The organism is Pseudomonas sp. B7, from assembly GCF_016735645.1.
GTDB lineage: Bacteria > Pseudomonadota > Gammaproteobacteria > Pseudomonadales > Pseudomonadaceae > Aquipseudomonas > Aquipseudomonas glycinae.
Genome location: NZ_JAERRE010000012.1, coordinates 137,086 through 150,353, shown reverse-complemented (window position 1 = coordinate 150,353; position 13,268 = coordinate 137,086). Strand labels below are relative to the sequence as shown.

General features: G+C 62.2%; 13 protein-coding genes and 3 pseudogenes. 5 read left to right on the top strand and 11 right to left on the bottom strand.

The window, feature by feature from the left end; genetic code table 11:
- Positions 1-13: 13 nt before the first annotated feature.
- The 3 genes from JKA62_RS25070 to JKA62_RS25060 form a co-directional block, all read right to left on the bottom strand.
- Positions 14-970: a quinone oxidoreductase family protein gene (locus JKA62_RS25070; RefSeq protein WP_201819994.1), complete on the bottom strand. Its 957-nt coding sequence runs from the start codon at positions 968-970 to the stop codon at positions 14-16.
- 31 nt (positions 971-1,001) lie between these two features.
- A complete protein-coding gene (locus JKA62_RS25065; RefSeq protein WP_007958996.1) occupies positions 1,002-1,175 on the bottom strand; it encodes a DUF1427 family protein in 174 nt (57 codons plus the stop codon).
- An 89-nt stretch (positions 1,176-1,264) separates the two neighbouring features.
- The gene (locus tag JKA62_RS25060) at positions 1,265-2,053 is read right to left on the bottom strand and encodes an AraC family transcriptional regulator (protein WP_011335094.1); all 789 of its coding nucleotides are present in this window, start codon (positions 2,051-2,053) and stop codon (positions 1,265-1,267) included.
- A 137-nt stretch (positions 2,054-2,190) separates the two neighbouring features.
- On the opposite strand from JKA62_RS25060, the gene JKA62_RS25055 reads away from it, so the two are divergent.
- Together JKA62_RS25055 and JKA62_RS25050 are read left to right on the top strand one after the other, a co-directional pair.
- Positions 2,191-2,418 (top strand): DUF6555 family protein, encoded by a 228-nt coding sequence (locus tag JKA62_RS25055; protein ID WP_011335095.1) that lies wholly within the window; start codon positions 2,191-2,193, stop codon positions 2,416-2,418.
- Positions 2,419-2,455: 37 nt separating this feature from the next.
- Positions 2,456-2,728: a hypothetical protein gene (locus tag JKA62_RS25050; protein WP_085745874.1), complete on the top strand. Its 273-nt coding sequence runs from the start codon at positions 2,456-2,458 to the stop codon at positions 2,726-2,728.
- Between the two features lie 24 nt (positions 2,729-2,752).
- Here the strand turns inward: JKA62_RS25050 and JKA62_RS25045 are convergent, their stop codons facing one another.
- The 3 genes from JKA62_RS25045 to JKA62_RS25035 form a co-directional block, all read right to left on the bottom strand.
- Positions 2,753-2,920 carry a metallothionein gene (locus JKA62_RS25045; RefSeq protein WP_074689145.1) on the bottom strand — a complete coding sequence of 56 codons (168 nt, stop codon included), beginning with the start codon at positions 2,918-2,920 and terminating at the stop codon, positions 2,753-2,755.
- Positions 2,921-3,370: 450 nt separating this feature from the next.
- On the bottom strand, positions 3,371-3,826 hold the full coding sequence (locus tag JKA62_RS25040; RefSeq protein ID WP_011335098.1) for a DMT family transporter: 456 nt from the start codon (positions 3,824-3,826) through the stop codon (positions 3,371-3,373).
- A 3-nt stretch (positions 3,827-3,829) separates the two neighbouring features.
- Positions 3,830-4,318, bottom strand: coding sequence for a DMT family transporter (locus JKA62_RS25035; protein ID WP_039770247.1), 489 nt, complete (start codon positions 4,316-4,318; stop codon positions 3,830-3,832).
- 111 nt (positions 4,319-4,429) lie between these two features.
- Here JKA62_RS25035 and JKA62_RS25030 point away from each other — a divergent pair, with 111 nt between their 5' ends.
- Entirely contained in the window at positions 4,430-5,365 is a 936-nt protein-coding gene (locus JKA62_RS25030; RefSeq protein WP_201819991.1) for a LysR family transcriptional regulator, read from the top strand.
- A 200-nt stretch (positions 5,366-5,565) separates the two neighbouring features.
- On the opposite strand, the pseudogene JKA62_RS29280 reads toward JKA62_RS25030, so the two are convergent.
- The 3 genes and pseudogenes from JKA62_RS29280 to JKA62_RS25020 all read right to left on the bottom strand — a co-directional run.
- A pseudogene (locus tag JKA62_RS29280) lies at positions 5,566-6,159 on the bottom strand (methyl-accepting chemotaxis protein); the annotation flags it as partial.
- A gap of 312 nt (positions 6,160-6,471) precedes the next feature.
- Positions 6,472-7,248 (bottom strand): annotated as a pseudogene (locus tag JKA62_RS29275) (cache domain-containing protein); the annotation flags it as partial.
- Positions 7,249-7,441: 193 nt separating this feature from the next.
- A complete protein-coding gene (locus JKA62_RS25020) occupies positions 7,442-8,758 on the bottom strand; it encodes a Na+/H+ antiporter family protein (RefSeq protein ID WP_201819986.1) in 1,317 nt (438 codons plus the stop codon).
- Positions 8,759-9,072: 314 nt separating this feature from the next.
- Here JKA62_RS25020 and JKA62_RS29270 point away from each other — a divergent pair.
- Positions 9,073-10,362, top strand: a pseudogene (locus JKA62_RS29270) (HAMP domain-containing protein); the annotation flags it as partial.
- Positions 10,363-10,464: 102 nt separating this feature from the next.
- Entirely contained in the window at positions 10,465-11,220 is a 756-nt protein-coding gene (locus JKA62_RS29265; protein WP_371807414.1) for a methyl-accepting chemotaxis protein, read from the top strand.
- 66 nt (positions 11,221-11,286) lie between these two features.
- Here JKA62_RS29265 and JKA62_RS25010 read toward each other — a convergent pair whose 3' ends face one another.
- Both JKA62_RS25010 and JKA62_RS25005 read right to left on the bottom strand, forming a co-directional pair.
- Complete coding sequence (locus tag JKA62_RS25010) at positions 11,287-12,600, bottom strand: sensor histidine kinase (protein WP_011335104.1); 1,314 nt, start codon at positions 12,598-12,600, stop codon at positions 11,287-11,289.
- Positions 12,597-13,265, bottom strand: a complete 669-nt coding sequence (locus JKA62_RS25005; RefSeq protein WP_011335105.1) for a response regulator transcription factor — start codon at positions 13,263-13,265, stop codon at positions 12,597-12,599. Before JKA62_RS25005 ends, JKA62_RS25010 begins: the two co-directional genes overlap by 4 nt.
- Positions 13,266-13,268: the final 3 nt, after the last annotated feature.

Genomic DNA, 13,268 nt, shown 5'->3' with positions numbered 1-13,268 from the left:
AAAACAGAGACCGTCAGGGGACAAGAATCACTTTGTCGCCACTGCCCTGATTCACATCGGCATACCGCGCCAGCCCTTCGGCCAGCGGCGCTTCCACCAACCCTTGCGGCAGTGGCAGCAGGTCTTCGTCGAAGAACCGGCCAAACTGATCCAGCATCGCCGCGCAGGCTTCAACGCCATACAGCAACGAGTTGATGCCGACCACCGAACCGCCCTTGCGATACAGGGCCAGCGCCGGCAGTTGCACATGCCCGTCAACCGGTGCGGCGATGATCGCGATCCGTCCGAAGGTCGCCAATGCCGCGACCGAGGCCGGCAGCCAGAAACCGGTGGTGTCGAAGATCACATCGGCACCGCCGCGATACACCGCATCGACCTGCGCCCCCAGCTCCTCGGGCTTGTCCAGCTGAATCGTCTGATAACCCTGCGCCTGCAGATCCTTGACTTGCTCCGTCCGCCGCGCCGCCGCCAGCAACTGCGCGCCGCGCACTTTGGCCAGCGCCAGCGCCGCCGTCGCCACCGCCCCGCCGCCGATGACCAGCAGACGGGTTTGCGCACTGACCAGACTGCGCTCGAGCGCATCCCACGCCGTGGTGTAAGGCACCCCGAGGCTGGCGGCCTGAGTGAAACTCAAATGCGAAGGTTTATGCGCCACGCCCTTGGCCGGCAGTTTGACGAACTGCGCGTGGGAGCCATCGGCGAAAAAACCCAGCTCACGCCCGGTGCCCCAGACTTCCTGACCGATCAACGCCTGCGGCCCTTCGACCACCACACCGGCAAAGTCACGACCGGGAATACGCGGCAGCGTGGTGTACGGAAAACGCCCGAGTACGTTCTTCACGTCGCTGGGATTGAGGCCTGCAGCCTTGATCTGCACCAGCACCTCGTCAGCGCCCGGCACCGGCGTCGGCACCTCGACGAAGCGCAGGGACGACAGGTCGCCGGTTTTATCGAATTGCAGTGCTTTCATGGAAATCTCCACCAAAGGAAAAAGACAGGATTCAGGACAGCCAGCCACTGACCAGTTGCCGGCCCATCGGCCACAACTGCTCGCCCGCCAGCATGCCCAGCAGGCCCACCAGCGCGATGGTCGGCGGCGCCGGAGAACGGACATCCAGCGCGCCATACAGCAGGCCGACACCCAGACCGACGCCCAGTGAAATCAGGTAATTCATGGGATCACTCCGCCACACAAAGGGAATGGGCAAAGTCTAGGGAAAGGCGGCGACCGGCATCGGCCAAGGACTTCTGAATTTCTGCCAAATCAACCGGCAAGCGGCCCGCCATCGAATTGCGAAGGGGCGACACCCAGCTCGCGGCGGAACATGTCGCTGAAACTGCTCGGCGAATAACCCAGCTCACGGGCAATCGCGCTGACCGGCACGCCCTGGATCAACTCCGCCACCGCCGTCGCCAGTTGCACCTGACGCCGCCACTCGGCGAAGCCCATGCCCAGCCCCTCCTTGAACAACCGCGCCAGGGTGCGCACGCTGGCCCCGGCGTTTTCGGCGTGCTGCTCAAAGGGAACGTCCAGCGAAGGCGCGGCCATCACCGCCTGACACAGACTCATCAACCGCCGGTCGGCATCATCCGGCAACGGGATCTTCAGCTGTGAACGCCTTGCACGTTTCAGCTCCAGCAGCGCCAGCCCGACCAGCGCCTCGTAATACTCGGCATCACCGCTGTCGCCCTGCGCCACCAGACCGACAATCAACTCGCGCAGCAGCCCGCCGACCTCGATCACCTGCACCGTCTCATCCAGCGTCGCCGCCAGCGCCGGGCGCAGGTAGATATTGCGCATCTGCAAATCCGACACCACCCGAATCCCGTGCGGAACCCCCGGCGGCAACCACACCGCCCGCTGCGGCGGCACCACCAGCGCCTCGTGCGGCGTCTCGACCCACATCACCCCGCTCATCGCATACAGCAACTGCCCCCACACATGCTCGTGCGGCTCGATAAACAACCCACGCGGATAGGTGCGCGCCAGCGGCTGCACGGGCACATCGGTATCAGTCAGATCAGGGGGCGCAGCGAGGGCCATGGCGAACATTCATCGGGGTGGGCGAAAGCGCCATGGTAACCAGTCCGACCGGAACCTCGCCATTGATAGATACCGTCTGACAATCCGAGTGAATTTTCCCGCAGCCCAGCGATCCTTCTATTACCACAGGGAGGAAGATGGGCTTTATGAACAACGCAAAACTGTACGTCATCGATTACACCCTTCACGGCGCGCCAAAGTCGTTCATTATCCGCTCGGACAAAATGGACAACACCGAGGCGTGGCACTGGGCAAGCTGCGACGCCGGGGTCGGCCGCATCCCGCGTTTCGGCCGGGAGAAAGTGCAAAAGACCAGCAAGCCGATGGCCGAAAAATTCGGCGTGGAAAACGTCACATGGCGACCGGCAAGCTAAGCTTGCGCGCGGTGGGGACACTTTCGGGGGAACACACATGACAACCATCAACAGCCCGGCGCACCTGGACTACGGCCTGGACACCCTGTTCGGCCGCATCACCAAAAGCGTCGACTGCCCGGTTGGCCTGGAACCCGTCGAAAACGACCCCTACCGCTTCGCCCTGCGCGTACCGGCCCCCTTGCCGGAAGACCTTGAAAAGGCCAAAACCATCGTCGTCAACGTCGAAGGCCGCCGCCTGCAAGGCAACGTCCGCCACACCGAACGCCTGGACGACGACAGCCTGAAACTGGAAGTGGAGCCTGACTAGGCTCCACCTTTTCAATACCCGAGATTACTTGGGATGCGCACACTGACACCCCTTGCCCGAACACTCCTCACCACTCTTGTGATGATGCGCACAGGCCTCACAGCAATAGTGCTTACCGTGCGCCACATAAGAATGCTCACCCTCCTTGATCGTGCAACGACATCCCGGACAATCGCATTTTCTATCTGCCATGGAACAGACTCCTCTGGTGGTGGTTGTCTGAGGCCGAAAGAACAGCCGTGCTACCAGTGTAGAACGTGAAAACCACCTAACCTCCCAACCCACACCACCCACCACGATGAGCGTTAGCTCGAGTAAAGCTTTTGATCGCAAGGCCCGTCGGCAGGCTGAGTGGAGGGATTGATCCGGGGGTGGGAGCGCAGCGACCGTGCGGCGCAGCCGCATGCATCGAGAGGAGGTGCAGCGAAGCAAACCGTAGGCGATGCCCCCGGATCAATCCCGGAGCGAAGGAACCCGAGCCACAGCGAGGGCCGTACGTCAGGGTAAAGCCTTTTGGGTTACCTTTTCGGCGTTTGGAAAAGGTGACTCGCCGTAAGGGCGAAACCGCCAGCCGCAACCCCCGAAGAAACGGATATACACGCAAAACGAACAAAAGCCTGGTCGGCCCAAAGGCCGCCACGCTCAAACAGCCTGACGCACGCTACTGCGATACATGAACACCAACGCCAACCCCAAACAAACCATCGCCAAAACCCGACTCGAAGACAGCTCAATAGCGGGATTCCCCAACCAGCCAAAATTATCAATCAACATCCCCATCCCCAACTGCCCGACAATCACCGCCACCGTCGCCACAGCCGTCCCCACCCGAGGGACCGCCCCCACCATCACCATCATATAAACAACCCCAAACAGCGCCCCACTCAACTGCCACTTCGGCACATCCAGCAGGCTGACCGCATGGGCCGGTTCGAAAAACAGAATCAGCAGCCCTGTACTCACCGCGCCAACCACGAAAGTCAGGAGGCTACTGCGCAACACACCAACGGTTTCCCCAAGACGCCCATTGATCGCCGCCTGAACACTCAACACCGCACCGGCCAACACCACCACTGCCAACAAAATAACCAGACTCATCACTCACCCCCGCGCAATCAAAACCAAAGCCGCCACAATCAACCCCAACGCCAGCCACCGCTCAGCATTGACCTTCTTGCGCGTGGCCCCAAACCACCCGAAATGGTCAATCAGCACACTCTTGCCAACCTGCCCCGACAGAATCGCAATCATAGTCATCGCAATCCCGATATGCGGCGTCGCCAGCGTCAACACCACCACATACATCGGCCCCAGAAACCCGCCGATCAACTGCCAACGCGGCAGGTCCGTCAGCGCCGGCCCCTTCTGTGGCCCCGCAAACAGCAACAGCAAAAACAGAATCGCCGAACCTACCCCGAAGATGCTCAAGGTCGCCCACAAGTGCCCGACCTGCTCACCCAACGGCCCCAGCAACCCCGCTTCCACCGACAAACCCATGCCGGCCAGAATCACCAGCGGCAACAGCAACAAACGCAAACCCGGCCGGGCGACCGGGGCCGGCGCGGCACTCACTTCATCAAACGACTGCATCCAAAAAACCTCTGAAGGAAACGATGGCGCGGATTATCGGCTGGCGCAGCTGTGCGATAAATGGGAGCATCCGGACAACACTTTTGCGTAAATCGCACAGCAGGACAGACGATGCATGGGCTCAACGAACTGGGATTCAAGGCGCTAAGGCTGTTTGTGGCGGTGCTCGACCACGGCAGTTTTTCCGAAGTCGCCCGCCGCGAGGGCGTGGCGCCCTCCTCGATTTCCCGGCAGATCCAGTTGATGGAGCAAGCGCTGAATCAGCAATTGCTCTACCGCCACACCCGCGCGGTGACGCCGACCGAAGCCGGGCGCATGCTCGGCCACCACGCGCGGCTGGTGCTGGTGCAACTGGAGGAAGCCGAACAGGCGTTGCAGGAACAGCAAAGCGAACCGACCGGCCTGGTGCGGATCAACGCCCCGGTAGTGTTCGGCCAGCGCCATCTGACGCCGTGGCTCGGCCGTTTGTGCGAGCGCTATCCGAAGCTGCAACTGGACATCCAGCAAACCGACCACTACATCGATCCGCTGCAGGAAGGCGCCGATCTGCTGTTTCGCATCGGCCCGCTGCACGACTCGAGCATGCAGGCGCGGATCCTCGCGCCGCACCGCTTTCAGGTCGCGGCCAGCCCGGCGTATCTCAAGCGCTATGGCACGCCACAGCATCCCGACGACCTCGCCCGCCACCAGTGTCTGGCCTACAAGGGTGCGACCGGCCAGCAACGCTGGTTCTTCCGTCAGGATCAGGGCGAGTGGGCGCCGTATGCAGTCAAGGGCCCGATCACCGGCAACCACGCGGACACGTTGACTCAGGCCGCTGTGCAAGGGCTGGGGCTGGTGATGTTTCCGTCATGGCTGATCGGCGAGGCGGTGCGTGAGGGCACGCTGGTGCCAGTGCTGGGGGAGTATCAGGTGTCGAACAGTGTGGAGCCGCAGCAGATTGCGGTGCTGTGGCCGGGGAGCCGGCGGTTGTCGGTGAAGGTGCGGACGGTGATTGATTTCTTTGTTGAGTGTTTTGGGGAGGTTCCTTATTGGGATCGTCCCTGAAGATCAAAAGCCCCCTCACCCTAGCCCTCTCCCGGAGGGAGAGGGAACCGAACGGGGGATATTCGAGAGATACGCCGACATGAGCGATCGGCTGTGAATCCATAATCGACACGATTTTTCAGGTCGATGTATGACGCAAGACACTGCGGTCAGTCCCCTCTCCCTCCGGGAGAGGGTTAGGGTGAGGGGGCCTTTGGGGGTCAGATACGGAACTGGCCGACCAGTTTGCCCAATCGCTGCCCCAACTCCGCGAGACTGCGCGATGTCTGCGCCCCCAACTGTGTCTCATCCGCCACGTTATCCACCGCCACCGCAATCTGATGCACGCTGCGGTTGATCTCTTCCGCCACCGCCGTCTGCTCTTCAGCGGCACTGGCAATCTGCGCGTTCATCGAGTTGATGGTCGCAATCAGATCCGCCATCGCATCCAGCGAAGCCCCCGCCTGATTGGCCTGGGCCGACGTGCCGTCACCCGCCTCGCTGGAACGGCGCATCGCTTCAACCGCCGACTGCGTCCCCGCCTGCAAGCGATCGATCATCCCCTGAATTTCCTGAGTGCTGATCTGCGTGCGCGAAGCCAGCGCCCGCACTTCATCCGCCACCACCGCAAACCCGCGCCCGGCCTCGCCGGCCCGGGCCGCTTCAATTGCGGCGTTGAGTGCCAGCAGGTTGGTCTGTTCGGCGATCGAGCGGATCACCCCGAGCACGCCGACAATCGACGACACGTCCTGCTGAAGGCTGTCGAGGGACACGCCGCTGCTGCGGATGTCGTCCACCAGCGCATGAATCTGCTTGATGCTGCCGGCCACCACACGCTTGGCGGTCTGGCCTTCTTCGTCGGTCTGCTGCGCGGCGACGGCGGCGTTCTGTGCGCTCTTGGCGACTTCTTGCGCGGCCGCGGACATTTCGTTGATCGCCGTGGCGACCTGATCGGTTTCGTGGCGCTGACGCTCCATGGCCTGATCGGAGCGCTGGGCCTGATCCGACACCTGCGTCACCAAACCGGTCAGTTGCGACGTCATCTCGGTGATCTGCCGCACCAGGCCGTGGATCTTGTCGACGAAACGGTTGAACGAGCCGGCCAGTTCGCCGAGTTCGTCCTGGCTGGTGATGGTCAGGCGCCGGGTCAGGTCGCCCTCGCCCGCCGCGATGTCGTCGAGGTTGGCTTTCATCAGGGTCAGCGGTCGCAGAATGGTGTTGGCCAGCAGCATCCCCGCTGCCGCGATCACCAGCAGCACCACCACCGCCACGCCGACGATGCTCAGCACCACGCCCTGCATGCGTTCCTGCACCTTGGCCTCGACCACCGCCACTTGCGCTTCGATGCCATCGAGGTTGACCGACGTACCGACCGCCATGTCCCACTTCGCCAGGTATTCGGTGTAACCGAGTTTCGGCACCAGCACTTGCGCGTTGCCCGGCAGCGGCGAGCTGTATTGCAGGTAGTGAGTGCCGTCCTTCGCGACTTTCACCAGGTCGCGGTTGACGTAGACGCCGTTCGGGTCGCGGTTGTCCTTGAAGCTCTTGCCCACGCCTTCGGGGTCGTTGGCCTTGAACAGGCGCACGGTCTCGGAGTCGTAGCCGAAGAAGTAGCCGTCCTTGCCGTACTTGATGCTCGACAGCAGCTTGATCACCTGCGCCCGCGCATCGGCGTCACCGGGAGCGGCGGCGTCGTACAACGGTTTGATGGTGGTCATGGCCACGGCGACGTAACTGGCCAGCGTGGCTTTGGCGTCACCGAGCAGGCGTTCGCGGGTCTGCTGGACTTCATTGCGCGCCTGTTCCTGGAGGATGAACAGCGTGGTCAGGCTGATCACCAGCGCAAAGAGCAAAACCGGAAGGACGGCAAGGGACAGGACTTTAGCCTTGAGACTCAGGCGCATGGGGGCTCACTCTTTTGGTTTTATTGGCGTGGTTAAAGGCTTTAACGGCACGCGAAACCAAAAGTTGAGGTTTACCTCAGATCGTTCCCACGCTCTGCGTGGGAATGCCTCTTGTGACGCTCTGCGTCACGCTTTGGGACGCGGAGCGTCCCGGGCTGCATTCCCACGCAGAGCGTGGGAACGATCACGGGAGTTAAAGGACCATCGCAGCCACCCAGCCAAACGCCAGCAGCGGCAGGTTGTAATGCAGGAAAGTCGGGACCACGGTGTCCCAGATGTGATGGTGCTGGCCGTCGATGTTCAGACCGGAGGTCGGGCCAAGGGTCGAGTCGGACGCGGGCGAACCGGCATCGCCCAAGGCACCGGCCGTGCCGACGATGCAGACAATGGCAATCGGGCTGAAGCCCAGTTGCACGCACAGCGGCACGAAAATCGCCGCCAGAATCGGCACCGTGGAAAACGACGAGCCGATGCCCATGGTCACCAGCAGCCCGACCAGCAGCATCAGCAAGGCACCGATGCCCTTGCTGTGATTGATCCACGACGCCGAAGACTCGACCAAAGTCTGCACCTCGCCGGTGGCCTTCATCACTTCGGCGAATCCGGAAGCGGCGATCATGATGAAGCCGATCATCGCCATCATCTTCATGCCTTCGGTAAACAGGTCATCCGTCTCGCGCCATTTGACGATGCCCGACGCTGAAAAGATCAGGAAACCGGTCAGCGCCCCGATAATCATCGAATCCAGCAGCAACTGAATAATGAAGGCTGCGGCAATGGCGACACCGGCGATCAACAGGCTTCGCGGGTTGTACTGCACCGCCACCTGCTCGACCTGCTCGATTTTCCCCAGGTCGTAGACGCGCTTCTTGCGATAACTGATAAAGGCGATGCCCAGCCCCACCAGCATGCCCAGCGCCGGAATGCCCATGGCATGGGTGACGTTGATCCCGCTGATATCCACGCCACTGCGGGCAACGTTGGCCAGCAGGATCTCGTTTAGGAAAATATTGCCGAAGCCCACCGGCAAGAACATGTACGGCGTAATCAGGCCGAAGGTCATGACGCAGGCGATCAGCCGGCGGTCCAGTTGCAGCTTGGTCAGTACATATAAAAGCGGCGGCACCAGCAGCGGAATGAACGCGATGTGGATCGGCAGGATGTTCTGCGACGCGATCGCCACCACCCACAGCAGGCCGATCAGCATCCATTTGACGCTGCCGCCACCGGTCGCATGCTGGCGGTCGACCATCGCCAGAGCCTTGTCGGCCAGCGCGTGGGCCAGACCGGACTTGGCAATCGCCACGGCGAAAGCGCCGAGCAACGCGTAGGACAACGCCACTGTCGCCCCGCCACCCAGGCCACTGTTGAAGGCCTTGAGCGTGGCGTCAATGCCCAGACCACCGGTCAGGCCACCGACCAGCGCACCGACGATCAACGCGATCACCACATGCACCCGGGACAGGCTGAGGATCAGCATGACGCCGACCGCAGCAATCACTGCATTCATTTCACTACCTCGAAAACACGACGGTAAAGCCATTCACCGCCAGACAGAATGAGTCCGGCCGACAAGCCACGAAGGTCGCCAGCGGATTTGCATAGAGGGTCTTATTAGAAGGGCGCGCACTGTGCCGCAGCGCGGGCGCAGTGTCAAAGCGACGGGGCGCAACACTGTGTAACTTTCCATGATCAATCCGCTGAACAAGGCATATCCGCCACAACATGCGTCAATTCGCCCTATTGCATTGACGCCATAAAGAAAGCCGAAACGCGGCCGTTACAGTGCAAAGTCTCAGATATTTATCGAATAAGGACGTTTCCATGTCACTCAGACAACTTTCCATCCAATGGAAAATCACCCTGCTCGCCGGGCTCTGCCTGGCCGGTATCGTGACCCTGTTGGTGGGTCTTTCGCTGTATCGCATGGAGCACAGTTCCGAACTGGTGAAAGCTTCGAGCATGGAAATGCTCACCGAATCGGCCCAGGCTCGCATCGAATCCCAGGGCGAAGTTCAGGCGGCGGGCATTCGCCAGCAGTTCATGGACGCCTATCAATATGGCCACGGTTTCTCGCGTCAGGTGCTGTTTCTGCGTGAGCAGGCCGAGAAGCGCTTCCTCGATGCCTTCGACCTGCGCGAGGACATGACCCGTCAGGTGAAATCGGCACTGCAGGCCAACCCGGATCTGCTCGGCCTGTCGCTGGTGTTCGAAGCCAATGCGCTGGACGGCAAGGACGAACTGTTTGCCGGTCAGGCTGAACTGGGCAGCAACGACAAGGGCCGCTTCGCCCTGTACTGGTCGCAACCGACGCCGGGCAAAGTGACCTCGATGGCGCTGCCGGAAAGCGACATGGCCGACACCAGCACCGGCCCCAGCGGTCAGGCCGCCAACGCCTGGTTCACCTGCCCGCGCACCACGCTCAAGCCATGCGTGATCGAACCCTATTTCTATGTGATCGACGGGCAAAAGGTGCTGATGACCAGCATCGTGTTCCCGCTGATGGTCAACGGCAAAGTCATCGCCTCGCTGTCGGTGGACATCAACCTCAACAGCCTGCAAGCGATCAGCCAGAGCGCCAGCAAGAAGCTCTACGACGGCCAGACCGCCGTGAGCATCATCAGCCCCGCCGGCCTGCTCGCCGGCTACAGCCCGGACGCCAACAAACTCAGCCAGCGCCTGGATGCCGTGGACACCACCAGCGGCGCCGAACTGCTGCGTCTGCTCGCCTCGAGCAACGCCGTCAGCAGCCTGCACAGCAACGCGCAACTGAAAGTGCTGTCGCCGTTCCAGCCGATTCCCGGTGGCCCGTCGTGGGGCGTGCTGCTTGATGTGCCGGAGAAAGTCCTGGTGGAGCGCGCCGAAGCGCTCAAGCAACAACTGGATGCCAGCAACACGTCGGGCACCCTGATCGAACTGAGCCTGGGCGTACTCGCGGCGCTGATCGGCCTGTTGCTGGTGTGGCTGATGGCCCGCAGCGTGACCAAACCGATCCTCGGCGTGGCCCACATGCTGGAAGACATCGCCAGCGGCGAAGGCGACCTGACACGGCGTCTGGCCTATGACAAGAAGGACGAGCTTGGCCAGTTGGCCGGCTGGTTCAACCGCTTCCTCGACAAGCTGCAACCGATCATCGCCGAAGTGAAACGCTCGGTGCAGGACGCGCGCAACACTGCCGATCAGTCTTCCGCGATCGCTACCCAGACCAGCGCCGGCATGGAGCAGCAATACCGTCAGGTCGATCAGGTCGCCACCGCGTCCCACGAAATGAGCGCCACCGCCCAGGACGTGGCCCGCAGCGCGGCACAAGCCGCCGAAGCCGCCAAGGACGCCGACCGCGCCACCCGTCAGGGCCTGACCGTGATCGACCGCACCACCGCCAGCATCGACACCCTCGCCGCCGACATGAGCGCAGCGATGGTGCAGGTCGAAGGCCTGGCCGCCAACAGCGAGAAGATCGGTACCGTGCTGGAAACCATCCGCGCCATCGCCGAACAGACCAACCTGCTGGCCCTCAACGCCGCCATTGAAGCCGCCCGTGCCGGCGAGGCCGGACGTGGTTTTGCGGTGGTCGCCGACGAAGTGCGCAACCTCGCCCGCCGCACTCAAGAGTCGGTGGAAGAAACCCGTCAGGTCATCGAGCAACTGCAGAACGGCACCCAGGACGTGGTCGGCTCGATGGGCAACAGCCATCGCCAGGCCCAGGGCAGTGTCGAACAGGTGGGTCAAGCGGTTACCGCGCTGCGCCAGATCGGCGATGCGGTGACGGTGATCAGCGACATGAACCTGCAGATCGCCAGCGCTGCCGAAGAGCAAAGCGCGGTGGCCGAAGAGATCAACAACAACGTGGCGACGATTCGTGATGTGACGGAATCGCTGTCGGGGCAGGCGAATGAATCGGCGCGGGTGAGTCAGTCGCTCAATAGTCTGGCGAATCAGCAGCAGAGTCTGATGGATCAGTTTCGGGTCTAGGGTTCATCGCAAAGTCCCTGTGGGAGCCCGCCTGGCTGCTCCCACAGGTTTGTGGAATGACGGAAATCAGCGTTTAGGCAATTCGATCACCACCTTCAAACCGCCCCACTCACTCTCACCCAACACCAGCAACCCACCCCAGGTGTCGACGATGTCGCGCACAATCCCCAGGCCCAAGCCATGCCCGTCGGTCTGCTCGTCCAGTCGCGTACCACGACTGAACACCTGAGCACGCTGCAATTCGGGAATTCCCGGCCCGTCATCTTCAACGCTCAGGGCGAAGCCATCCGTCCGCTCAAGCACGCTCAGTCGCACCTCGGCATCCGCCCATTTGCAGGCGTTGTCCAGCAGATTACCGAGCAGTTCCAGCAGATCCTCACGATCCCACGGCAATTGCAGGCCCGGCGGTGCCACATAACTCAACTCCAGATGCTCGCCATGAATCATGTTCAACGTCGACAGCAGCCCCGGCAGCTCCGCATCGCAATCGAACAGCGCTCCCGGCAACGCATCGCCGGACAGGCGCGCACGATTGAGCTCACGGTTCAGTCGCTGCTGAACCTGCTCCAGTTGTTCCTTGAGAATCTTGCGCAGCTCCGGGTGTGCATCGAGCCTTTCACTCGACGCCAGACTGAGCAGCACTGCCAACGGGGTTTTCAGCGCGTGCCCAAGATTGCCCAGCGCATTGCGCGAGCGCTTGAGGCTGTCTTCGGTGTGTGCCAGCAAATGGTTGATCTGCGCCACCAGCGGCTCCAGTTCCGCCGGCACTTGTTCATCGAGTTGTGAACGCTGGCCCTGCTGCAACTGGGCGATCTGTTCGCGAGCCTTTTCCAGCGGACGCAACGCGCGGCGCACGGTCAGGCGTTGCAGCAATAGAATCAGCAACAACCCGGCGAGCCCGAGGCCGAGACCGATCTGCCGCATGCGCTGGAAGCTCTCGCGCACCGGCGTGTAATCCTGGGCGACGCTGATGGAAATCGACTGACCGAGCCGTCGGTAGTCCGAACGCAGCACCAGCAATTGCTGGCCGTCCGGCCCCAGTTGCAGGTTGCTGTGCAGACCGGAGCGTTCGAGCAACGGCAGATCCTGATCCCACAACGAGCGGGAGCGCCAATGGCTGTCGGCGAAATCGATGCGGAAGTAATGCCCGGAAAACGGTCGCTGATAGGCCGGCGACAAGTGCCGCTCATCCAGCTGCAAACCCTGCGGCCCGCGAACCAGCGCCACCAGCAGGCTCTCGCTGTCGTTACGCAAGCCGGCTTCGAGATAGCGCTGCAATCCGACTTCAAACAACCACAGACTGGTTTGCGCCAGCAGCACGCCGACGACCACCAGCACACTGATCAACCCCAGGCTCAAGCGGCGCTGGATCGATCTCACGAAGCCTGTCCGCCAAACAGATAACCCTGACCACGACGGGTTTCGATCACGCTCTTGCCGAGCTTGCGCCGCAAGTGATTGACGTGGACTTCCAGCACGTTGGAATCGCGTTCGGTCTCACCGTCGTAGAGGTGTTCGGCGAGGTGGCTCTTGGAAAGGATCTGCTCCGGGTGCAGCATGAAGTAGCGCAGCAGACGGAATTCGGCGGCGGTCAGCTGAATGTCGGCACCGTCGCGCACGACACACTGGCGGCCCTCATCCAGGTGCAGCCCGGCAGCCTTGAGCGTCGGCTGGTTGGCCTGGCCCTTGGAGCGGCGCAGCAGCGACTGGATGCGCAAGTACAGTTCTTCCGGGTGGAAAGGTTTGGTCAGGTAATCGTCGGCGCCGGCCTTCAGGCCTTCGATGCGCTCGGCCCAGGAGTCGCGGGCGGTGAGGATCAGCACCGGAATCGTCAGACCGCCAGCGCGCCATTGCGCCAGCACCTCAAGCCCCGGCACGCCGGGCAGACCGAGGTCGAGGACGATCAGGTCATAGGGCTCGCTGCTGCCCTGATAGACCGCGTCGCGCCCGTCCGCCAGCCAGTCCACCGCGTAGCCCTGACGTTGCAGGCCGGCGAGCAGTTCGTCGGCCAGCGGTACGTGGTCTTCCACCAGAAGCAAGCGCATCGG

Excerpts from the sequence above, each read along its gene's own strand:
- JKA62_RS25065 (WP_007958996.1), bottom strand. The coding sequence starts at position 1,175 with ATGAATTACCTGATTTCACTGGGCGTCGGTCTGGGTGTCGGCCTGCTG.
- JKA62_RS25040 (WP_011335098.1), bottom strand. The coding sequence starts at position 3,826 with ATGAGTCTGGTTATTTTGTTGGCAGTGGTGGTGTTGGCCGGTGCGGTG.
- JKA62_RS25005 (WP_011335105.1), bottom strand. The coding sequence starts at position 13,265 with ATGCGCTTGCTTCTGGTGGAAGACCACGTACCGCTGGCCGACGAACTG.
- JKA62_RS29265 (WP_371807414.1), top strand. The coding sequence starts at position 10,465 with ATGGAGCAGCAATACCGTCAGGTCGATCAGGTCGCCACCGCGTCCCAC.
- JKA62_RS25030 (WP_201819991.1), top strand. The coding sequence starts at position 4,430 with ATGCATGGGCTCAACGAACTGGGATTCAAGGCGCTAAGGCTGTTTGTG.
- JKA62_RS25070 (WP_201819994.1), bottom strand. The coding sequence starts at position 970 with ATGAAAGCACTGCAATTCGATAAAACCGGCGACCTGTCGTCCCTGCGC.
- JKA62_RS25020 (WP_201819986.1), bottom strand. The coding sequence starts at position 8,758 with ATGAATGCAGTGATTGCTGCGGTCGGCGTCATGCTGATCCTCAGCCTG.
- JKA62_RS25045 (WP_074689145.1), bottom strand. The coding sequence starts at position 2,920 with ATGGCAGATAGAAAATGCGATTGTCCGGGATGTCGTTGCACGATCAAG.
- JKA62_RS25055 (WP_011335095.1), top strand. The coding sequence starts at position 2,191 with ATGAACAACGCAAAACTGTACGTCATCGATTACACCCTTCACGGCGCG.
- JKA62_RS25060 (WP_011335094.1), bottom strand. The coding sequence starts at position 2,053 with ATGTTCGCCATGGCCCTCGCTGCGCCCCCTGATCTGACTGATACCGAT.
- JKA62_RS25050 (WP_085745874.1), top strand. The coding sequence starts at position 2,456 with ATGACAACCATCAACAGCCCGGCGCACCTGGACTACGGCCTGGACACC.
- JKA62_RS25035 (WP_039770247.1), bottom strand. The coding sequence starts at position 4,318 with ATGCAGTCGTTTGATGAAGTGAGTGCCGCGCCGGCCCCGGTCGCCCGG.